Below are 22,691 nucleotides of genomic sequence, written 5' to 3'. Positions count from 1 at the left end.
CTTGTACTCTTTGTTTGCTGCATCTTAGTTATTTCTTACTTTGTTCATCAGATCAATAATCTTGGTATTGCTGGAGCGGACTTTTTCCACGGAGACGTCGTGGTTAATAATATCCATGATACTTGCCAGATATTTGCTCATATTGGCTTCTACATAATAAGGGCGTGTCAAAAGTTCCGGATCCCGGTAATTTAGGTTGGTGGTAATGACTTTATCCAGATACCCTTTCTCATAATATTCATCGAATTTTGCAAGACCGTCTGTGAAAAGGCCGTAGGTGGTGCAGACAAAGACACGGTTTGCATGGCGTTCTTTAATCTGTTTTGCCACATCCAGCATACTTTCACCGGAAGAAATCATATCGTCAATGATGATGACGTCTTTTCCGTTTACGGAATCTCCCAGGAACTCATGGGCAACGATGGGGTTCTTTCCGTTTACGATGGTGGAGTAGTCCCTTCTTTTATAGAACATCCCCATATCCACACCCAGAATGTTGGAGAAATATACGGCTCTGGACATAGCGCCTTCATCCGGGCTGATGATCATGAGATGATCGTTGTCCGGTTTGAAATCCGGTACGCTGCGCAGCAGAGCTTTCAGGAACTGATAGGTGGGGAAGAAGTTATCAAACCCTTTCAGAGGGATGGCATTCTGTACCCGGGGATCGTGGGCGTCAAAGGTGATAATATTGGAGACTCCCATGTCGCTGAGTTCCCGCAGGGCAAGGGCGCAGTCCAGAGATTCTCTCTTGGAGCGTTTGTGCTGGCGTCCTTCATACAGGAAAGGCATAATTACATTAATTCTGTGGGCCTTACCCGTTGCAGCGGAAATAATACGTTTTAAATCCTGGTAGTGGTTATCAGGAGACATGTGGTTCACATGTCCGCATACTTTATAAGTAAGGCTGTAGTTTGTAATATCTACCATAATAAACAGGTCCACACCGCGGACGGATTCTTTGATGTATCCTTTTCCTTCTCCGGTTCCGAAACGCGGGCATTCGCAGTCAACCAGAAAAGTTTTTTCACTGTATCCCTGAGGTGTAATTCCAATTTGATTATGGGTAACCAGCTCTTTACGAAATTTTACTAATTTTTTATCGACTTCCTTTGCTAAATCCTGACATCCTGCCAGGGCGGCAATCTTTATTGGGGCAACAGGCATTGATTTTTCCAATAATTCAATATTTGGCATAAGAGTCCTCCGTATATTAAGGCTGTTAAAGAAATGGAATTTCTGTAACAGCCCCTTATTGTTTATTTATGAATCCTAATACATTTATAACATTTGCCCCTACCCCCGTCAAGGAATTTATTGCTTTTTACGTCTGAAATTGGTATGATAGTCTCTGTATGAATTAAGTCTTGCCCTTAGAAACGCATCCTTGTATACTAAGGATGAAGAGAGAAAACAGGGAAGAAAATCAATATGACGGAGATAATGCCTCAATGAAACTAAAAAAGCACATCATCGCCTGCGTAAAGCCGGGAAGTATTGGCGAAGAACTGGGTTTACGGCCAAAGGATAAGCTTCTTGCGGTGAATGATACGCCGGTCAGAGATGTTTTTGATTATCATTATTTAATGAATGAAGAATATGTAGAGCTTCTGATAGAAAAAGAAGACGGGGAAGAGTGGCTCCTGGAAGTGGAAAAAGAATATGAAGAAGATCTGGGAATTGAATTTGAGAACGGGCTGATGGACGAGTACCGTTCCTGTTCCAATCGGTGTATCTTCTGTTTTATTGATCAGATGCCTCCGGGAATGAGAGAAACTCTGTACTTTAAGGACGATGACTCCAGACTTTCTTTCCTTCAGGGGAATTACGTGACTCTTACCAATATGAAAGATGAGGATCTGGATCGGGTGATCCAGTATCATTTGTCGCCTATCAATATTTCTGTTCATACCACCAGCCCCAGGCTTCGGTGTCAGATGCTGCACAACCGGTTTGCCGGAGATATTTTAGAGAAAATCCGCAGACTTTATGAGGCGGGAATTGAGTTAAACGGACAGATTGTTCTGTGTAAAGGGATAAATGATAAGGAAGAGCTGGAGAGAAGCCTGACGGATTTATCGGCATTTGCCCCGGTAATGGAAAGCGTTTCGGTGGTTCCGGTAGGACTGACCAGATTCCGTGAGGGATTGTATCCACTGGAGCCTTTTACAAAAGAAGATGCACGGGAAGTTTTAGAGACGATTCACCGTTTCCAGAAAGCAATGAAGAAAAAGTGGGGGATTCACTTTGTTCACGCTTCCGATGAATGGTATATTCTGGCCGGGCAGGAACTGCCCTCAGATGACAGATACGACGGTTACCCCCAGTATGAAAACGGAGTAGGAATGCTGCGCCTTCTGGAAGAAGAGATTAAGGAAGAGATGAAGAAGAGAGAAGGGGACAGCCGAAAGATAAAAGCATCCATTGCTACCGGGAAACTGGCCACTCCCTTTATGGAGTCTCATATAAAGAGAATTCAGGAGAAATATCCCCAGGTGGACATTCAGGTGTTTCCCATTACCAATTTTTACTTCGGAGAGGAAATAACAGTTTCCGGACTGATAACCGGGAAAGATTTAATAGAACAGTTACAGGGACAAAAACTGGGAGAAAAGCTTCTGCTCCCCTGCAATATGCTGCGCAGCGGAGAAGATGTCTTTTTAGATGATCTGACAGTTGCCCAATTAAAGGAGGAACTGAAAGTTCCTATTGTAATTGTGGATACCAGGGGAGAGGATTTTGTAAAAGCAGTTTTAGAACCTCCCCGGGAAAATGCCAAATTAAGAAGGAGACAAATTTATGAGCAAACCAATAGTGGCTATTGTGGGAAGACCGAATGTGGGGAAATCCACCCTGTTTAACGCATTAGCCGGAGAAAAAATATCTATTGTAAAAGATACGCCGGGAGTAACCAGAGACAGAATTTACGCAGACGTATCCTGGCTGGATAAGACTTTTACCATGATTGATACCGGTGGTATCGAACCGGACAGCAGTGATGTGATTCTGTCGCAGATGAGAGAACAGGCGCAGATTGCCATAGACACGGCAGACGTAATCGTGTTTATTACCGACGTCCGCCAGGGACTGGTAGACGCAGACGCGAAGGTTGCGGATATGCTGCGCCGGAGTAAGAAACCGGTGGTACTGGTAGTAAATAAGGTAGACAGTTTCGAGAAATTTATGGTAGACGTCTATGAGTTTTATAATCTGGGAATCGGGGATCCGGTGCCGGTTTCAGCCGCATCCCGTCTGGGAATCGGGGACATGCTGGACGAAATCGTCCGTCATTTCCCGCAGCAGAAGGAACAGGAAGAGGAAGAAGAGATTCCGAAAATTGCAATTGTGGGGAAACCCAATGTGGGAAAATCCTCCCTGGTGAATAAATTAATCGGGGAAGACCGTGTGATCGTATCCGATATTGCCGGAACCACCAGAGACGCCATTGACACCAGGGTGAAATGGCAGGGAAAAGAATATATCTTTATTGACACAGCCGGGCTGAGAAGAAAGGGAAAAGTCAAAGAAGATATTGAAAGATACAGCGTCATCCGTACGGTGACGGCTGTGGAACGGGCAGATGTGGTGCTGATTATGATTGACGCCACGGAAGGTGTTACGGAACAGGATGCAAAAATCGCGGGAATCGCCCATGAAAAAGGAAAAGGCGTAATTATTGCCGTAAATAAATGGGACGCCATCGAAAAGGATGACAAGACCATATATAAGCATACGGCGAAAGTCCGGGAAGTTCTGGCCTATATGCCTTATGCGGAGCTGATTTTCATATCAGCGAAAACGGGACTGCGGCTTCCGAGACTTTATGAGACCATTGATATGGTCATTGAAAATCAGACTCTTCGTATCCAGACCGGGGTGTTAAATGAAATTCTGACAGAGGCTATGGCGCTGCAGCAGCCGCCTTCGGATAAAGGAAAACGTCTGAAAATTTACTATATGACGCAGGTGGCAGTGAAGCCGCCAACCTTTGTAGTCTTTGTTAACAGCAAAGAGCTGATGCATTTTTCCTATGTCCGGTATCTGGAAAACCGGATTCGGGATGCTTTTGGCTTCAGAGGGACGTCACTGAAATTTATTATACGTGAGAGAGGGGAAAAAGAATAAACAATGGAACGGTTACTGTGTCTTCTTATCGGATATGTATGCGGCCTCTTTCAGACATCTTATATTTACGGCCGTATGCATCATATGGATATTCGGGAACATGGAAGCGGAAATGCAGGAACAACCAATGCTTTAAGGACATTGGGGAAGAAAGCGGGCGCCCTGACGCTGCTGGGCGACTGTTTAAAATGTGTGATTTCGGTACTGATTGTAAGAGCTGTTTTCGGAGAATCTCAGAAGGAAATTCTGCCGCTTTTAAGTCTGTATGCGGCGGCCGGATGTATACTGGGACATAATTTCCCGTTTTATCTGAAATTTCGGGGAGGAAAGGGGATTGCGGCATCTGTGGGACTTTTGCTTGCTTTTGACTGGAGACTTTTTATTCTCTGCGCTGTAATCTTCTTTAGCATTTATTTTCTCACCCATTATGTGTCTCTGTGTTCTCTCAGTGCTTATGCGGCGGCGTTTGCGGGAATTGTGATTCTGGGACAGATGGGACAGTATGGAATGGATAAAGCCCATATCCTGGAATTAGACGCAGTGATGCTTGGTCTGACTGTGCTGGCATTTTACCGGCACAGACAAAACATCGGCAGACTGCTGAAAGGAACAGAAAATAAAATTTATCTCAGTAAGAAGAGGAAAGGAGAGAGGTAAATATGGCAAAAATCAGTGTATTGGGGGCCGGGAGCTGGGGAACTGCTCTGGCGCTGCTTCTCAGCAATAACGGACATGAGGTAACGCTCTGGTCTGTAATTGAACAAGAGGTGGAAATGCTGAAAGAAAAAAGGGAGCATGAGTCCAAGCTTCCGGGGGTGAAACTGCCGGAAGATATGGAGATTACCACAGATTTGGAAGGATGTCTCAAAGATCCGGACGTAGCAGTTCTGGCGGTGCCCTCTCCTTTTACAAGAAGCACGTCCCACAGTATGGCCCCTTATGTACGGAAGGGCCAGAAGATTGTGAATGTGGCAAAAGGCATCGAAGAGGGAAGCTTTATGACTCTCAGCGAGATTATTGAACAGGAAATCCCTCAGGCAGATGTGGCCGTTCTCTCCGGCCCCAGCCATGCAGAAGAAGTGGGAAGAGGACTTCCGACTACCGTATGCGTCAGCGCCAGAACACAGGAAACGGCAGAATACCTGCAGGGGATTTTTATGAATCCGGTCTTTCGTGTTTACACGACTCCGGATATTCTGGGAGTGGAACTGGGCGGCTCTCTGAAAAATGTAATCGCCCTGGCTGCCGGAACCGCAGACGGACTGGGTTACGGAGATAATACAAAAGCTGCGTTAATTACCAGAGGAATGGCAGAAATCGCCAGACTGGGAGTCGCCATGGGCGCCAGACTGGAGACACTGTACGGTCTGTCCGGAATCGGCGATCTGATTGTAACCTGTGCAAGCGTACACAGCAGAAACCGGAAAGCCGGGTATCTGATGGGAAAAGGCTATACCATGAAAGAGGCGATGGACGAAGTGAAGATGGTGGTGGAAGGCGTTTATTCTGCGAAAGCTGCCAAAGGCCTTTCTGAGAAATATCAGGTTGAGATGCCGATTATCAATGAAGTAAATAAAGTCCTGTTTGAAGATAAGGCGGCTTCAGAAGCGGTGAAAGATTTGATGCTGCGGGACAAAAAGGTGGAAAATCCCATGCTTCCCTGGGAAAAATAAGAAATAAGAGAGATAAAAAGATACCGTATCATTGTACACGTTTTTATTACGTACAATGATACGGTATCTCTATGTAGTGACAGGGAAACCCGGCGGCCTTTTTCTTAAAAAGCCGTTCCCTGCAAATCTTCAGGAATGCCTGCGCTTCTGAAATTCTGATTAAGCTGGTCGATGTATGCCATATCCTCTTCTTCGATTTCAAAATCGAAAATATCTCCGTTGCTTACGATTCTCTGAGGGTTTGTGGATTTGGGAATAACGGCCACCCCTTTCTGCAGAGCCCATCGAAGACCGATCTGGGCAGGAGTTTTGCCGTATTTTGTAGCCAGTACGCAGATAATATCATTATCCAGATAGGCGCCTCTGGCCAGAGGTGCATAAGCCTGTACCTGGATTCCTTTTGATTTACAGTATTCCAGCAGTTCCTTCTGGTACCAGTAAGGATGAAATTCAATCTGATTTACTGCGGGAACCACATCGGATACAGAGGCCAGTTCCTCCAGATGGCGGATTTCGAAATTGCTGACTCCGATGGAGCGCACACGGCCGCTTTCGTACAGCTTTACCAGTTCTTTCCAGGTGTTCAGGAAACAGCCGGGGACAGGCCAGTGTATCAGATACAAATCAATATAATCAAGCTGAAGCCGTTCCAGGCTGCGGTTAAAAGCTCCGGTAATATCTCCCAGACGCTGTGCGTTGTTCCAGATTTTGGTAGTGATGAAAAGATCTTTACGGGGGATTCCACACTGTGCAATTCCCCGTCCCACGCCGTCTTCATTGGCATAGGCAGAGGCTGTATCAATCAGTCTGTAACCTGCATCTGCAGCATGAAGAATTGCTGTTTCCACTTCGTTTTCGCCAACCGCTTTATATACTCCTAAACCCAATAAGGGCATTTCCTCGTCTGTGTTTAAAAAAACAGTTTTGCTATTCAAAAAAATTCCTCCCTTAACTAAACTCTGTTACCCAGTATACCACATAAATATGTCCGATTAACATATAAACTTTTACAAAATCCTAAAATTTAAAACGTTAAATAAATAACGACAATGTTAAAATAAAGACGTGTATAGAAAAAATATGGCGATACTGCATAAAATTTTGGCGTATTTCATAAAAAATTAAGAATATTTCCTTGCTATAGCAGGCGGAACGTTGTATAATAACTACATATTGATAAAATATTATCAGAAAGCAGAGACACGGGGCATGTGTTCCGGTACTTTGATTGAAAGGAGCTTGAAATGCACATAATAAAAGACGAGAATGGCAACGCCATTCAGCACGGACATGAGCATGGATGCAGCCAGGAACAGGGACATTCCCACCAACACTGCGGCGGATGCCAGAACGGAGGGAACTGCCAGGATGAAACGGTGGCTCTTCTGACCTATATGCTGCAGCACAATGAACATCATGCGGCGGAACTGGATCAGATGGCGGAAAACCTTCAGAAGTTAAATATGGACGATGCTGCCAGAATGATTCGGGAAGGGGTTTCTGATTTTCAGAAAGGCAATATGAGACTGAGTCTGGCCCTGAGTATGGTGAAAGAGCAGCTTGAAAAATAGCCGGCGTAAGCAAAATAAAGGAGGGAGCAGACATGTGTCTGGCTACAGTATATAAAGAAAGCGATCAGTCGGTGATACTGAAAAATGTCAGCCGTATTGATGTGGATGGAACAAAGATTATTCTGAGAGACATTATGGGGGAGGAAACCCAGGTGGAAGGCAGAATTCTTATGGTGGATCTGGCCAACAGCATTGTGAAGCTGGAGGTTGATTAAAGAGCCTATGGCTGTAAAGCCTTAGATAGATTTAAGAAGAAAAAACAAAATGGAGGTAGCAATTATGAAATTAGCAGAAGCGATGAAAGAGAAAATGCTCCTTTCCTTTGAGCTTTTTCCGCCGAAAACAGAGAAAGGTATGGCAAATCTTCCGGGAACAATCGAACATCTGAGCAAATATAATCCGGAATACATTTCCTGTACATACGGCGCAGGCGGCGGAAACGTAGGAGCCAACAGAGAAGTTTGTCAGATGATTAAGAAGGCAGGCACAATCCCTGTTACTCACTTTACCGTTATCCGCAACACAAAAGAAGGAATCAAAGAGCAGCTTGACCAGTATCTGGAAGAAGGCGTAGATCATATGCTGGCTCTGCGCGGCGATATTCCGCTGGGCGAAACAACCACATGCGGTGATTTCGAATACGCTACAGATCTTGTAAAATTTGTAAAAGATCAGTATGGCGATAAATTTGAAATTGCAGTAGCAGGTTCTCCGGAAGGACATATTTCCTGCCGCAGCCTGGATTCAGACATTGCAGTTCTGAAACAGAAACAGGATAACGGAGCAGACTACATTATGACACAGCTTTGCTGGGATATGGAACAGTTCAAACGCTGGCTGGATGCTATCCGTACCGCAGGCGTAACTATGCCGGTAGACGTAGGCATCATGCCGATTCTGGATCAGGCAGCTACCATTAACATGGCTCTGTCACGTAACGGCTGTGTAATGGATCGTGAACTTTCCAGACTGATTTCCAGACATTGGCTGTTCCCGAATCCTTTCAATCCGAAGGATGCTGAGGGCAAACCGTTTGATATGTTCTATGAGAAGAAAGTAAAAGAGTTTAAAGAAGAAGGTATTGAATATACTATTAAGCAGATTGATGAATATCGTGCACTGGGTGTAAATGGTATCCATCTGTATGCATTAAATAAGTGGAAAGACGTATCTGAAATCATTGACAGATCCGGACTTCGTACACTTGTTTAAAATTCAGATTCAGGAGGCGCCGGATTTATGGCACATGTAATTGCAGTCGCAGGAAAAGGCGGCGTAGGAAAAACTACCTTATGTGGAATGTTGATACAGTACTTGGGAGAAAAGGGAAAGGGTCCTATTTTAGCTGTGGACGCTGATGCCAATTCCAATCTGAACGAGGTTCTGGGAGTGGAGATTGAAACCACCCTGGGAGAAGTGAGAGAGGAAATTGCACGGGCGGAAATGGCGTCAGAAAATCCGATTCCGAGAGGAGTGTCCAAGGCCGATTGGGCGGAAATCCGCTTCAATTCTGCGCTGGCTGAGGATGATGATTTTGATCTTCTGGTAATGGGAAGAACCCAGGGGAAAGGCTGCTACTGCTATGTAAACGGACTTTTACAGGCACAGCTTGCAAAATATCAGAATAATTATCCTTATATTGTAGTAGACAATGAGGCCGGAATGGAGCATATCAGCAGAGGAGTGCTTCCCAGTATGCAGACGGCGATTTTAGTCAGCGACTGTTCCCGAAGAGGAATTCAGGCAGTGGGCCGTATTGCAAAACTGATCGAAGAATGCGATATGCATCCCCAGAGAGTTGGGCTGATTGTGAACCGGGCACCCAAAGGTGTGCTGAATGATGGAATCAAAGAAGAAATAGAAATTCAGGGGTTGGATTTACTGGGAGTTGTGCCTCAGGATGATCAGGTCTATGAATATGACTGTGACGGGAAACCGACAGCCAGTCTGCCTGATGACAATCCGGTGAAAAAAGCTTTGCATGAAATTGTTGATAAGCTTGGCTTATAAGAATATTCCTTGCTGTGTATGCAGCAAGGAATATTGTGGGTAAAAATAACCCCTGGGGGAGGATGTGATGTTCTCCTTCAGGCGGTTGAATAAATTATATCATGAGAATGTACATAATGTGCAAAACTTGAAGGAGGTTTATAATGAGTGAATTCAAATTAACTACAGTTGACGAGTTTGAAGCGGCTACCAATCGATTGTTGGAAACAGGCGCGAAAGTAGGTGCGGACGCTTGGCAGATTCGTGTTAAGAATCAGACTCCTCACTGTAAATTCGGAGAATCCGGCGTATGCTGCAGAATCTGTTCCATGGGTCCCTGCCGGATTACGAAGAAAGCGCCGAAAGGTATCTGCGGATGTGACGTGCATGGTATTGTAGGAAGAAATTATCTTCGTTTTACAGCCGGCGGATCTGCAACACACTCTGATCACGGACGTGAGATCGCCCATACTCTGTATGAGACAGCAGCGGACGGAAACTACAAAGTAAAAGATCCGGAAAAACTGATGCGTCTTGCAGAAGAGTTCGGTGTAGAGACAGAAGGAAGAGACATTTATGATGTAGCTCATGAAGTAGCAGAAAAAGGTCTGATGGAATATGGTAAACCATTCGGAAAACTGATCTTCCTGAAACGTGCTCCGGAACATACCCAGGAAATCTGGAAGAGAGAAGAAATCGAGCCAAGAGCAATTGACCGGGAAGTTTCCTGCTCTATGCATATGACTCACATGGGATGTTCTTCTCTTCCGGAAGCTCTGATTCGTCAGTCCCTGCGTTCCGGTCTGTCAGACGGATGGGGCGGTTCCATGATGGGAACTGAGTTCTCTGACGTTTTATTCGGTACCCCGAGAGAAGTAGAAACAGAAGCCAACTTAGGCGTTATGGTAAAAGAAAATGTAAACATCGTAGTACATGGTCATGATCCGAGTCTTTCCGAAATGATCTGCGAATATGCAGACAGCAAGGAAATGATTGATTATGCAAAATCCATGGGCGCACAGGGAATTACCGTATCCGGTGTATGCTGTACCTCCAATGAAGTTGCAATGCGCCGCGGCGTACCGATGGCAGGTAACTTCTTACAGCAGGAAAATGTTGTTCTGACAGGAGCCTGCGAGGCAATTGTCGTAGACGTACAGTGTATCTTCCCGGCTCTTGGACCATTAAGCAAATGTTTCCATACCAAGTTTATCACAACCTCTCCTGTAGCACAGATGCCGGATTCTGATTTTATCCGCTTCAATGCAAAGACAGCAGGGGAAAACGCAAAAATGATCGTTAAAACTGCGATTGAAAACTTCAAAAACAGAAATAACGATTTAGTTTATATTCCTGATATGAAACAGAAAGCATACGTAGGTTTCTCTGTAGAGCAGATCGAAAAGAAACTGGACGGCGTAGCCAACACCCATGTAGATGAAATGGGCACCATGGTTCCGTTAGTTGACTGTGTGAAATCAGGCGTACTCCGCGGTGCAGTGGCAATGGTTGGATGTAACAACCCGAAGGTTCGTCCGGACGCTGCACATATTGAGCTGATGAAGAAACTGATTGCAAATGATATTATTCTTGTAGTTTCCGGATGTTCTGCACAGGCAGCAGCGAAAGCAGGATTGATGGACAAGAGAGCAAAAGATCTTTGCGGCGCAGGTCTGAAACGTGTCTGCGAACTGGCAGATATTCCTCCTGTACTTCATATGGGATCTTGTGTTGATATCAGCCGTATGATGGTTCTGGCTTCCAGAATTGCAAAAGACTCCGGCTGGAATATTTCTCAGATTCCGCTGGTAGGCTGTGCTCCTGAATGGATGTCAGAAAAAGCCGTATCCATCGGTAACTATGTTGTTGCAACAGGTATTGATACATATCTTGGCGTTGAGCCTTATGCATATGGTTCCGATGTTGTAGACGGTCTGTTAAAAGGCGGACTGGAAGACTGGGTAGAGGCAAAATACACAGTTGAACATGATATTGACAAATTAGGTGATCTGATGATCGAAAGAATTGAAGAAAAGAGAACAGCATTAGGTATTTAACAAGAAAAAGAAAGGCGCGATAACTTATGAAAATTGCAGTAACCGGTAAAGGCGGAGTTGGAAAAACGACTTTTGCAGCAACGTTAGCACGTTTATATGCAGAAGAAGGAAAAAATGTACTGGCGGCGGATGTGGATCCGGATGCAAATCTGGGACTGGCGCTGGGATTTGATGAAGAAACATTGGATTCCATTGTTCCCATATCCAAAATGAGAAAGCTGGTGGAAGAACGTACCGGCGCCAATGCACAAAATCAGTTTTACCGGGTCAACCCAAAAGTAGACGACATTCCGGACACATACGGAAAAACCTGTAACGGAGTGAAACTGTTAGTTTTGGGAACTGTGGAGACAGGCGGAGCCGGATGTGTTTGTCCGGAACACGTGATGCTGAAGAGAATTTTGAATAATCTGGTTCTTCACCGGGATGACGTGGTTATCCTGGATATGGAGGCCGGCCTTGAGCATCTTGGCCGTGGAACCACGGAGGGCATGGATGAGTTTATCGTAGTCATTGAACCGGGAGCAAGAAGCATCCAGACTTATAAGAATGTGAAAAGACTGGCTTCCGATCTGGGAGTGGGGCAGGTAAAAGTTGTGGCTAATAAGGTTCGCAACGAAGAAGATGAAGAATTCATCCGCACCAAGATTCCGGCGGAAGACCTTCTTGGGATGGTTCATTATAATACCGAGGTTATTGATGCTGATCGACAGGGAAAATCCCCTTATGACTTCAGTGAGACGGTAACCAATGAAATTGTGAAAATCAAAGAGAAAATAGATCACCAGTGATCGGATAAATTAGGAGGTAGAACTGTGCTTTTATTTGATATTGTATTTAATGGAAATGACAGCATGTACGCGGAAGCGGAAAAAGCTGTAAACGATGCCATTGCCAAATATGGTGAAGATAAGGCTGTGGGATTTCCGGATACAGCATACACACTGGCTTGTTACTATGCAGAAACAGGCACAAAAATCACCACATTAAAAGAAGCAAAAGAAGCTTTGGATTATATTAAAACCATCATGCTGAGAGAGAGAAGACTGGATTCTGCATTTAATTCCGGTGTTGCAACAGCTTTATCAGCAGAGTTAATTGAAGCTATGAAATATGTGGACGGCCAGAAACCATACGAAGAGCCGTATCTGGGACATATGACAGACGCTCAGATTCGTGAACTGGGTGTTCCCCTTGTAACCGGCGATATTCCTGGTATTGCTGTTATTATCAATGCTGCTCCTTCAGTAGAAGAAGCCTGCGCACTGGTTAAGAGCTATCAGGCTCAGGGTAACTTCGTATGTCTGGTAGGCGGAATTATCGAACAGTTAAAAGAAGCAAATTATAAGACAGGCTTTAACGTACGTGTATTCCCAATCGGAGAAAATATTTCTTCTGTTGCCCATGCCGTATCTGCAGCCTGCAGAACTGCTATGATCTTCGGTAATATCACACCTGGAGATAAGAAAGCCCTTCAGGAATATACCTTCAACCGTTTCCGTGCATTTGTAAATGCATTTGCACCGCTGGATGAAAAGACGGTTGCCTGTGGTGCAGGCGCTATCTATTATGGATTCCCGGTTGTGACAAACGACATGGACTATACACCTTCCGTACCGAAGAGCTTAATCAAACAGCCGAAAGTGGAAGAATTTAATGCAACTTCCCTGGAAGCCCGCGATATTAAGATTAAAATTACCAACATTGATATTCCGGTTGCCTTTGCTTCTGCCTTTGAAGGGGAAATCATCCGCCGCGGCGATATGCAGGTGGAATTCGACGGTTCCCGTGTGGACTGTGCCGAACTGGTACATACCTGCGAAGCCAGCGAAATCGAAGACCACAAGATTACCGTGGTTGGTCCGGAAGTGGACGACATGGAACTGGGCAGCAAGAACAGCATTGCCTATGTGGTAAAAGTTGCCGGAAAGAAAATGCAGCCTGACTTTGAACCGGTTATTGAGCGTAAGTTCCATAACTACATCAACTGCATTGAAGGCGTATACCACACCGGCCAGAGAGATATGCAGAGAATCCGTATCAGCAAAGACGCCTTTGCCGCCGGATTTAAGATTAAACATATCGGAGAAGTTTTATACTCCCAGGTAAAGAACGAATTTGACGCCGTTGTGGACAAGTGTGAAGTTGTGATTTACACCGACCCGGCAGAATGTACCAGAATCCGCCATGAAGTGGCAATTCCTACCTTTGACAAACGTGACGAGCGTCTGGAATCCCTGACCGATGAATCCGTAGACGTTTACTACAGCTGTATCCTCTGCCAGGCATTCTCCCCGTCCCACGTATGTATCGTAACTCCGGAACGTCTGGGACTGTGCGGCGCCGTATCCTGGCTGGATGCGAAAGCCACCAACGAACTGGATCCGGCAGGCGCCTGCCAGGTAGTAACCAAGGAACGTCCCATTGATGAAAATCTGGGCGCCTACGAAGACGTGGATGAAGCGGTGAAGAAATTCTCCCAGGGCGCCCTGGAGCACGTAACCCTGTATTCCATCATGCAGGATCCCATGACCTCCTGCGGATGCTTCGAGTGTATCTGCGGTATCGAACCGTTCAGTAACGGAGTGGTGATTGCCAACCGTGAATATGCGGGCATGACTCCTCTGGGAATGACCTTCCCGGAAATGGCGTCCATGACCGGCGGCGGTGTACAGACACCGGGATTCATGGGACATGGAAAACACTTCATCGGCTCTAAGAAATTCATGAAGGCAGAAGGCGGTATTGAGCGTATCGTATGGATGCCGAAAGAACTGAAAGAGACTGTGGCAGAACGTCTGAACAAGACAGCCAAAGAATTATATGGAATTGAAAACTTTACCGATATGATCGGAGACGAAACCATCGCAGAAGATCCGGAAACACTGGTTGCTTTCTTAACAGAAAAAGGCCATCCGGCATTAGGTTTGGATCCAATGATGTAATTAGTGAAAAAGGGCTGCCGCAGGATAGACATGTTCTGCAGCAGCCCATAGTGTAAAAGCAGAAATCGGCTCTCAGAAAGTAAAAGAATTGGAGATGAATGGAAAATGTTGATTAACAGAATTTTCAGCGGCAGCGATGCGGTATACGGACTGACTGCAGAGGCGGTAGAAAATGCAATTTCTCAGCATGGAGAAGACAAGGCTGTGGGATTCCCGCATACAGCATACTGCCTTCCCTGCTATTATTCCGTAACCGGTGTGAAAGTAAAGACCCTGGGAGAGTTAAGAGAGGCTTTAACCGTAGTAAAAAGTCTGATGACCAGAGAACATGAGCTGGAGGATGCTCTGATGTCCGGAGTTGCCACAGCCTTGTGTGCAGAATTTATTGAAGCATTAAAGTATCTGGACGGTGCGGTACCTTATGAAGAGCCCTGCTATGGTCATTTGGCAGACTCTGTCATTCGTGAACTGGGCGTTCCCCTTGTAACCGGTGATATTCCCGGAGTGGCTGTAATTTTAGGTTCAGCGCCTACGGCACAGGAAGGTGTCGATTTGATTAAGAGTTATCAGGCACAGGGAATCCTTGTTACCTTAGTGGGAGGAATCATTGAACAGGCGACCGAATTGGGTCTGAAGATGGGATATAATCTCAGAATCGTTCCCCTTGGAAAAGATGTAACATCCGTTATTCATGTTGTTTCTGTGGCTCTGAGAGCTGCACTTATTTTCGGAAACATAACACCGGGCGACGCAGGAAGCCTGCTGAGCTATACGGCGGAACGTGTACCGGCTTTTGTCAATGCCTTTAAACCGGTGGACGACGTGATTCTGGCAGCAGGTGCAGGAGCCATAAAACTGGGCTTCCCGGTAATTTCCAATGAAAATGAAAATATCGTGGAAGTTCCCGGCGCTTTAATTGCCTGCCCAAATGTGGCAGACTTTAACAAAGTATCTCTGGAAGCCAGAAATATTAAAATCAAAATTACGAACATCGATATTCCCGTTGCTTTTGCATCCGCTTTTGAGGGAGAAATCATCCGCAGGGGCGATATGCAGGTGGAATTCGATGGTTCCCGTGTGGACTGCGCCGAGCTGGTGCAGACAAAGGAAATGGACGAGGTAGAAGATCATAAAATTGAAGTGATCGGACCGGATGTGGATACGTTTGAACTGGGAAGCAAACACAGTCTGGCCTATGTGGTAGAGGTAGCCGGAAAGAAAATGCAGCCTGATTTCGAACCGGTTATTGAACGTAAGTTCCATAACTACATCAACTGTATTGAAGGCGTTTACCATACAGGACAGAGAGATATGTTCCGTATCCGTATCAGCAAGGACGCTTACGAAGCAGGATTTCGGGCAAAACATATTGGAGAAGTCCTTTATGCCCAGGTGAAAAATGAATTTGAAGCGGTGGTAGATAAATGCCAGGTGAAGATTTATACTGATCCGGCAGAATGTACCAGAATCCGTCATGAGGTGGCCGTTCCTGCGTTTGATAGAAGAGATGCAAGACTGGAGACGTTAACCGATGAATCCGTAGACGTTTACTACAGCTGTATCCTCTGCCAGGCATTCTCCCCGTCCCATGTATGTATCGTCACACCGGAGCGTCTGGGACTGTGCGGCGCCGTATCCTGGCTGGATGCGAAAGCCACCAACGAACTGGATCCGGCAGGCCCCTGCCAGATAGTAACCAAAGAGAAACCGATTGATGAAAATCTGGGCGCCTATGAAGACGTGGATGAAGCGGTGAAGAAATTCTCTCAGGGTGCCCTGGAGCATGTAACCCTGTATTCCATCATGCAGGATCCCATGACCTCCTGCGGATGCTTCGAATGTATCTGCGGTATCGAACCGTTCAGCAACGGAGTGGTGATCGCCAACCGGGAATATGCAGGGATGACTCCTCTGGGAATGACCTTCCCGGAAATGGCGTCCATGACCGGCGGCGGTGTGCAGACCCCAGGTTTTATGGGCCATGGAAAACATTTCATCGGTTCTAAGAAATTTATGAAGGCAGAAGGCGGTATTGAACGTATCGTGTGGATGCCGAAAGAATTAAAAGAGACGGTGGCGGAACGGTTGAATAAAACAGCCAGAGAGCTGTATGGCATTGAGAATTTTACCGACATGATCGGAGATGAAACAATTGCCACCGATCCGGAAACATTGGTTGCATTTTTGACAGAACATCAACATCCTGCCTTGTCAATGGAACCAATGATGTAGTATAATAAATAGAAGATACTGCGCGTATAACTGCATAGTTGTGCGTCAAATAAAATTCATTAAGGAGGCTAACGAGAAATGCCGTTTAATCAGAAACCACAAAAGTTTAATGCACAGATTAACACAGTTACCATCGGAAGCGGAGAGAAAGCTGTTACACTGGGTGGAGGATCTACTTTCCCATTCTATACTTTTGACGCTCCAGCAGAAAATGCACCTAAGGTAGGTGTTGAGATTACTGATATGGGCTTAGAAGGTATGTCAGCAGGAATCAAAGCTTATTATGATGGCGCGGCCACAATGGGCGAAATCGCAAAGAAGGCATCCGAAATGGAAGGCGCAGATTTTGTAGCTCTGTATCTGGAAGGCGGAGATCCAAACGGAGCAGATAAATCTGTGGACGAATTAATTGCGATTGTAAACGAAGTTGCAGCTGCAGTTGACTGTCCGTTAGTTGTGGAAGGATGCAAGAACGTAGAAAAAGACGCAGAACTGCTTCCGAAGGTAGCAGAAGCTCTGCAGGGTAAAAATGTTCTGATCCTTGCTGAAAAAGAAGAAAACTACAAAGCAATCGGCGCAGCAGCCGGACTGGCATACAACCAGATCGTAGGCGCTGAATCAGCGGTTGACATCAACCTTGCAAAACAGTTAAACGTTGTGACAACACAGTTAGGTGTTGACGCGAAGAAGATCGTTATGAATGTTGGTACCGCATGTGCAGGATACGGTTATGAATACGTGGCATCCACTATGGACCGTATTAAAGGTGCAGCATTATCTCAGAATGATGCTATGCTCCAGATGCCTATTATTACACCAGTTGCATCCGAGACATGGAGCGTGAAAGAGGCTATGGCTTCTGAAGCTGATATGCCGGAATGGGGACCTCAGGACGAAAGAGGAATCGATATGGAAATCATGACAGCAGCAGCAGACCTGGCAGCAGGTTCTGACGCAGTTATTTTAAGACATCCTCAGTCTGTGGCAACCATTTCTAAGATGATTAAAGAACTTGTGTAATTGAAGAATAATAGGAGGAAGAAGATATGGCACTGAATGGTATTCAGATCTTTAAAATGACACCAAAGAAAAACTGTAAGGAGTGCGGATGCCCCACATGTATGGCTTTCTCTATGAAAGTTGCACAGGGCGCTATGGATATTTCCGCATGTCCGCATATGTCACAGGAAGCGCTGGACGCATTATCTGAGGCAACTGCTCCGCCAATGAAGACAATCAAAGTCGGCACAGGCGATGCAGAGTACAGCCTGGGCGGTGAGACCGTTCTTTTCAGACATGAAAAAACTTTTGTGAGTAAGACAAGATATGCAGTAAAACTGGATTGCTGTATGGATGCGGCAGCAGTAGATGCAAAGATTGAAGAAATTAAAAAAGTAGATTACGAACGTATCGGCGAGAGAATGTTCGTAGAAATGATCAACGTAGCTTATTGTGGAGAACACAAAGATAATTTCCTGGATATTGTTAAGAAAGCAAACGAAACAGGAAGAATTCTGGTTCTGGATTGTGAAGATGCGGATGTGGCAGCAGAAGCTCTGGCTGTCTGCGCAGCCAACAAACCGATCCTCAACGGTGCAAATGCTTCTAACTATGAAGCAATGAGTAAAGTCGCAACGGATGCAGGCGTAGTATTAGGTGTATCAGGAAAAGACTTAAATGAATTATATGATACAGTTGCAGCACTGGAGAAATCCGGAAACAAGAACTTAGTTCTGGACGTAACAGGAGCAAGCGTAAAAGAAGCATTTGGAAATGCGGTTCAGGTTCGTCGTGCATCTGTAAAAGATCAGGACAGAACTTTCGGTTATCCTTCTATTGTAAACCTGACAAAGGTTGCAGCAGGAGATAAATATATGCAGGCTGCTCTGGCATCTGTATTTACCATGAAATATGGTTCCATCGTTGTAATGGATCAGATGACTTATGCAGAAGCACTTCCGATTTACGGACTGCGTCAGAATGTATTTACCGATCCTCAGAAACCAATGAAAGTAGAGCCGGGTATCTATCCACTGAACGGCGCAGACGAGAATTCTCTCTGCCTGACAACCGTAGACTTTGCTCTTACCTATTTCGTTGTATCTGGCGAGCTGGAGCGTTCCGGTGTTCCATGTAACCTGTTAATCAGCGATGCAGGCGGATTATCCGTATTAACCGCATGGGCTGCCGGCAAACTGTCTTCCTCAACAGTAGCAAAATTCATTCAGGAAGAAGTTGAGCCAAAGGTTAAATGCAGAAAACTGGTTATTCCTGGTAAAGTAGCTGTCTTAAAGGGTGACATTGAAGCGAAGCTTCCCGGATGGGAAATTATCGTAGGACCTAGAGAAGCTGTACAGCTTGTAAAATTCTTAAAAGATATGCAGGCATAACAGGCAAATATAACATGTAATGTAAAGGAGAACGTAAGTATGGCAAAATTTGTGACAATTGGGGAAAGAATTCACTGTATTTCACCAGTTATTCGTGAAGCAATGGCAACAAGAAATCCAGAGCCGATTTTAAAAAGAGCAAAGGAACAGCTGGATGCTGGCGCTACATATCTTGATGTAAATATCGGACCTGCTGAAAACGATGGAGAAGATTTAATGAAATGGGCAGTTAAACTGCTTCAGGAAAACTTCGACAACGTTCCTCTTGCACTGGATACAGCAAATAAGAAAGCTATCGAAGCTGGTATTTCTGTATACAACAGAGCAAAAGGAAAACCAATCGTAAACTCCGCAGATGCAGGCGGCAGAATCGAAAATATTGACCTCGCAGCAGCAAATGATGCAATCGTTATTGCTCTGTGCTCCGCAGAAGGAATTCCTTCAGACAACGACGAGCGTATGATGTATTGCCAGAACATGCTGGAAAGAGGTATGGGTCTGGGAATGGATCCTCAGGACTTATGGTTTGACCCGTTATTCCTGGTAGTTAAAGGTATGCAGGACAAGCAGATGCAGGTTCTGGAAGCTATTAAAATGTTCTCTGATATGGGCCTGAATTCTACAGGCGGATTATCCAATAACTCCAACGGTATGCCAAAACATATCCGTCCGATTATGGATTCCGCTTTAGTAGCTATGTGTATGATGCAGGGTCTGACTTCCGCAATCGTAAATCCATGTGATTTAAGACTGATGGAAACAATCAAATCCTGTGATGTATTCAAAGACAATACATTATATGCAGATTCTTATCTTGAAATCTAAAAAGTACAGGAACAACATATAGGATAAACATGATGATAGGGGACTGGGGCACTGCCTTTTAGTCCCCTAAAATGAAAAAGGCTATGGAGAAAGGTGGATACCTTTATGTTTAAGGTGACGTTTGCATTCGAGGATGGAAATTCAGTTGAGACTTATGCAAACCAGGGAGACAATCTTCTGGAAATAGCCAGAGAGGCAAATGTAGCGATTGATGCTCCATGTTCCGGAAATGCTTCCTGTGGGAAATGTCGGGTGCAGTTAAAAAGCGGAGGGCTGGATTCGAAAAAGACGCTTCATATATCAGATGAAGAGTACGAACAAGGATGGAGACTGGCGTGTGTAAGCACCGTCTGCGACGATGTAACCGTAATTGTGCCAGATATTGCGTCTGCTTATAAAAGCAGAATGAAAGTTGCGGATTTAAGCTCAAAAGAGGAAATAGCCATTTTTGAAAGAGCGAAAGCGGATGTGGAATTTGCAGGAATTCCACTGACTAATAGTTTAGATATAGTAGAAGTAAAGATGGATGAGCCGACTCTGGACGATACGATGCCGGATAACGAGCGTCTGACCAGAGCGCTGAGACGTTTTCTGAACATTAAGCGGGTAAGAATTCCTTATGCCGTTTTAAAGAAACTCCCGGATGTATTAAGGGAAAATCATTTTGATATAAAATGTGTACTGCGTACAACTCCCAACGATATGTTTGTTTACGATGTATTCGGAAGTCAGGAGGAAGTTGTAGTTGCAGGATTAGCGGTAGATATCGGAACCACAACCGTATCAGCCGTAATTATCAACATGGAAAATGGAGAAATACTGGCTAAAGGTTCTGCCGGAAACGGACAGATTCGGTATGGAGCAGATGTGATCAACCGTATTATTGAATCTCAGAAGCCAGGAGGCAAAAGAAAATTACAGGATGCGATTATAAAGGAGACAATCAATCCTATGGTTCGGGAGATGTGCAGAAATGCAGGAATTCCCAGAAGTCAGATTTACCGTATGAGTGTTGCATCCAATACAACCATGAATCATCTGTTTGCAGGAATTAACGCGGATCCTCTCAGAATGGAACCCTATATTCCCGCATTCTTTAAAACAAATTCCCTCTTCGCATCTGATGTGGGAATTGATATTAATCCAGACGCCCATATTATTGTGGCGCCGAACATCGGCAGTTACGTCGGAGGCGACATTACTGCCGGAACATTAATCAGTATGATCTGGAACCGGCCGGAGTTTTCCCTGTTTATTGACCTGGGAACTAACGGAGAGCTGGTTTTCGGAAATTCTGATTTTATGATGAGCTGCGCCTGCTCAGCGGGACCGGCTTTTGAAGGCGGCGATATCAGCTGCGGAATGAGAGCGACTGACGGAGCCATAGAAGCCTGCACCATTGATAAAGAAACCATGGAACCAACATTTACGGTAGTGGGAGAAGAGGGAACCAAACCCATCGGCCTTTGCGGTTCCGGGATTATCGATGTAATCAGCGAGCTTTTTATGTGTGAAATCATTAATCCGAAAGGAAAGTTTATAAGGGAAGGAAAGAGGATAAAACACGACGAATTTGGTATGGGAAGTTATGTTCTGGCTTTTGAAGAGGAGGCCGGATCCGTAAAAGACGTGGAAATCACAGAGACGGATATTGATAACTTCATCCGCGCCAAAGGAGCTATCTTCTCCGCTATCCGTACCATGCTGAGTTCTCTGGATTTCGACGTATCCATGATCGATGATGTATATGTAGCCGGAGGAATCGGAAGTGGAATCAATATGAAAAATGCGGTCAATATCGGGATGTTCCCGGATATTCCCATTGAGAAATTCCACTACATCGGAAACTCTTCTCTTTGCGGAGCTTATGCGATGCTCCTTTCCACACAGGCCGAAAGAAAGACCTATGAGCTGGCATCCAATATGACCTATATGGAGCTGTCGGCAATTCCGTCTTATATGGATGAATTTGTAGGGGCTTGCTTTATCCCGCATACAGACACAACCATGTTCCCTTCGGTTATGGAAAATATGAAAAACTAAGACAGGCAGGACAAAAGAATGGCTTTTAATTTAAAAGATTTAAACTACGAAAAGGACAGTAAGGAAAGAATGCCCTGGGAGCATTATCTGGAACTGTATCAAAAAGCGGATCCCAAAGAAATCGCTCAGAGGCTGCAGATTCCTTATGAGGAAGAGAGCAGGAGACTGACCTTATATTTCCTTGGAAGTACCTATCAGATTACCTGGCCGGATTTTCAGGTAAACCATATAGAAGATGAGAGAGGATTTTATCCTCTGGAAGAAATGATTTATGCAAAGATCCTGGTCATCCGTTTCCTGTTAAATGGAAATGATACAAAATCTTCGGGAAAATATAAGACTTACAGGGAGATGCCCTGGGGAGAAGTTTATTTAAGACAGTTTGACGGACGATGCATTAAAAGACTGGCCTTCACATATGGAAACCGGCTTGCTGATTTTGCAAAAATCATGGAGCATATCGGGGGAGAGAAAATCAAATTCGGAGACTGTTCCTATGAGATTGAAATTGTGAAAAATTATCATATCCAATTAATCTTATGGGAAGGAGACGATGAATTTCCGCCTTCCTCACAAATACTGTTTTCCGATAATTTTCCGGCGTCCTTTGAGGCAGAGGATATGGCCGTGATGGGGGATGTAATTATCGGTTCACTTAAATCTTTTTTAAAAGTTCTTTCATAAAAAACAGGAACACCTGTTTTAATAAAAATTTTACGAAATGGTAAAAGGAGGTTTTTTCTATGGGATTCAAAACTGACATCGAAATTGCACAGGAATGTACAATGGAGCCAATCACAAAGATTGCAGAAAAAGCGGGGATTGATGACAAGTATCTGGA

19 protein-coding genes are annotated in these 22,691 nt (G+C 45.0%); 17 read left to right on the top strand and 2 right to left on the bottom strand.

What is annotated here, in order from left to right:
• Positions 1-24 precede the first annotated feature (24 nt).
• Complete coding sequence (locus tag B5F53_RS18095; RefSeq protein WP_087226619.1) at positions 25-1,197, bottom strand: ribose-phosphate pyrophosphokinase; 1,173 nt, start codon at positions 1,195-1,197, stop codon at positions 25-27.
• Between the two features lie 254 nt (positions 1,198-1,451).
• Here B5F53_RS18095 and B5F53_RS18090 point away from each other — a divergent pair, with 254 nt between their 5' ends.
• Genes B5F53_RS18090 through B5F53_RS18075 form a run of 4 tightly spaced genes read left to right on the top strand, consistent with a single transcriptional unit; the run spans position 1,452 to position 5,798 of the window.
• Positions 1,452-2,861 carry a DUF512 domain-containing protein gene (locus B5F53_RS18090; protein ID WP_087226616.1) on the top strand — a complete coding sequence of 470 codons (1,410 nt, stop codon included), beginning with the start codon at positions 1,452-1,454 and terminating at the stop codon, positions 2,859-2,861.
• On the top strand, positions 2,800-4,125 hold the full coding sequence (der, locus tag B5F53_RS18085; RefSeq protein WP_087226613.1) for a ribosome biogenesis GTPase Der: 1,326 nt from the start codon (positions 2,800-2,802) through the stop codon (positions 4,123-4,125). The genes B5F53_RS18090 and der overlap by 62 nt, the downstream gene beginning before the upstream one ends.
• Before the next feature lie 3 nt (positions 4,126-4,128).
• On the top strand, positions 4,129-4,782 hold the full coding sequence (gene plsY, locus B5F53_RS18080; RefSeq protein ID WP_087226609.1) for a glycerol-3-phosphate 1-O-acyltransferase PlsY: 654 nt from the start codon (positions 4,129-4,131) through the stop codon (positions 4,780-4,782).
• A gap of 2 nt (positions 4,783-4,784) precedes the next feature.
• Positions 4,785-5,798 carry an NAD(P)H-dependent glycerol-3-phosphate dehydrogenase gene (locus B5F53_RS18075; protein ID WP_087226606.1) on the top strand — a complete coding sequence of 338 codons (1,014 nt, stop codon included), beginning with the start codon at positions 4,785-4,787 and terminating at the stop codon, positions 5,796-5,798.
• 104 nt (positions 5,799-5,902) lie between these two features.
• On the opposite strand, the gene B5F53_RS18070 is transcribed toward B5F53_RS18075, so the two are convergent.
• Complete coding sequence (locus B5F53_RS18070) at positions 5,903-6,694, bottom strand: aldo/keto reductase (RefSeq protein WP_087226658.1); 792 nt, start codon at positions 6,692-6,694, stop codon at positions 5,903-5,905.
• A gap of 348 nt (positions 6,695-7,042) precedes the next feature.
• On the opposite strand from B5F53_RS18070, the gene B5F53_RS18065 reads away from it, so the two are divergent.
• The 13 genes from B5F53_RS18065 (at position 7,043) to B5F53_RS18005 (ending at position 22,534) form a co-directional block, all read left to right on the top strand.
• Positions 7,043-7,369, top strand: a complete 327-nt coding sequence (locus tag B5F53_RS18065; protein ID WP_087226603.1) for a cobalt transporter — start codon at positions 7,043-7,045, stop codon at positions 7,367-7,369.
• A 32-nt stretch (positions 7,370-7,401) separates the two neighbouring features.
• Positions 7,402-7,584 carry a CooT family nickel-binding protein gene (locus B5F53_RS18060; RefSeq protein ID WP_087226600.1) on the top strand — a complete coding sequence of 61 codons (183 nt, stop codon included), beginning with the start codon at positions 7,402-7,404 and terminating at the stop codon, positions 7,582-7,584.
• Positions 7,585-7,648: 64 nt separating this feature from the next.
• Positions 7,649-8,581 carry a methylenetetrahydrofolate reductase gene (locus B5F53_RS18055; protein ID WP_087226597.1) on the top strand — a complete coding sequence of 311 codons (933 nt, stop codon included), beginning with the start codon at positions 7,649-7,651 and terminating at the stop codon, positions 8,579-8,581.
• Positions 8,582-8,608: 27 nt separating this feature from the next.
• A complete protein-coding gene (locus tag B5F53_RS18050; protein WP_087226594.1) occupies positions 8,609-9,379 on the top strand; it encodes a nucleotide-binding protein in 771 nt (256 codons plus the stop codon).
• Positions 9,380-9,522: 143 nt separating this feature from the next.
• A complete protein-coding gene (gene cooS / locus B5F53_RS18045; protein WP_087226591.1) occupies positions 9,523-11,415 on the top strand; it encodes an anaerobic carbon-monoxide dehydrogenase catalytic subunit in 1,893 nt (630 codons plus the stop codon).
• A gap of 26 nt (positions 11,416-11,441) precedes the next feature.
• Complete coding sequence (locus tag B5F53_RS18040; RefSeq protein ID WP_087226588.1) at positions 11,442-12,206, top strand: ATP-binding protein; 765 nt, start codon at positions 11,442-11,444, stop codon at positions 12,204-12,206.
• A 24-nt stretch (positions 12,207-12,230) separates the two neighbouring features.
• The gene (gene acsB / locus B5F53_RS18035) at positions 12,231-14,360 is read left to right on the top strand and encodes an acetyl-CoA decarbonylase/synthase complex subunit alpha/beta (RefSeq protein ID WP_087226585.1); all 2,130 of its coding nucleotides are present in this window, start codon (positions 12,231-12,233) and stop codon (positions 14,358-14,360) included.
• Between the two features lie 105 nt (positions 14,361-14,465).
• Positions 14,466-16,592, top strand: a complete 2,127-nt coding sequence (acsB, locus tag B5F53_RS18030; RefSeq protein WP_087226582.1) for an acetyl-CoA decarbonylase/synthase complex subunit alpha/beta — start codon at positions 14,466-14,468, stop codon at positions 16,590-16,592.
• Between the two features lie 78 nt (positions 16,593-16,670).
• A complete protein-coding gene (gene acsD, locus B5F53_RS18025) occupies positions 16,671-17,612 on the top strand; it encodes an acetyl-CoA decarbonylase/synthase complex subunit delta (RefSeq protein WP_087226579.1) in 942 nt (313 codons plus the stop codon).
• 26 nt (positions 17,613-17,638) lie between these two features.
• Positions 17,639-18,982 carry an acetyl-CoA decarbonylase/synthase complex subunit gamma gene (gene acsC, locus B5F53_RS18020; RefSeq protein ID WP_087226576.1) on the top strand — a complete coding sequence of 448 codons (1,344 nt, stop codon included), beginning with the start codon at positions 17,639-17,641 and terminating at the stop codon, positions 18,980-18,982.
• Between the two features lie 39 nt (positions 18,983-19,021).
• Positions 19,022-19,807 (top strand): carbon monoxide dehydrogenase/acetyl-CoA synthase methytransferase subunit, encoded by a 786-nt coding sequence (gene acsE, locus B5F53_RS18015; RefSeq protein WP_087226573.1) that lies wholly within the window; start codon positions 19,022-19,024, stop codon positions 19,805-19,807.
• 105 nt (positions 19,808-19,912) lie between these two features.
• On the top strand, positions 19,913-21,850 hold the full coding sequence (gene acsV / locus B5F53_RS18010) for a corrinoid activation/regeneration protein AcsV (protein ID WP_087226570.1): 1,938 nt from the start codon (positions 19,913-19,915) through the stop codon (positions 21,848-21,850).
• 18 nt (positions 21,851-21,868) lie between these two features.
• A complete protein-coding gene (locus B5F53_RS18005; protein WP_087226567.1) occupies positions 21,869-22,534 on the top strand; it encodes a DUF3786 domain-containing protein in 666 nt (221 codons plus the stop codon).
• Positions 22,535-22,691: the final 157 nt, after the last annotated feature.

The organism is Blautia sp. An249 (assembly GCF_002159835.1).
Classification (GTDB): Bacteria; Bacillota; Clostridia; order Lachnospirales; family Lachnospiraceae; genus Blautia_A; species Blautia_A avistercoris.
The sequence above is the reverse complement of the archived record's forward strand: the minus strand, read 5'-3'. Positions and strand labels throughout refer to the sequence as shown.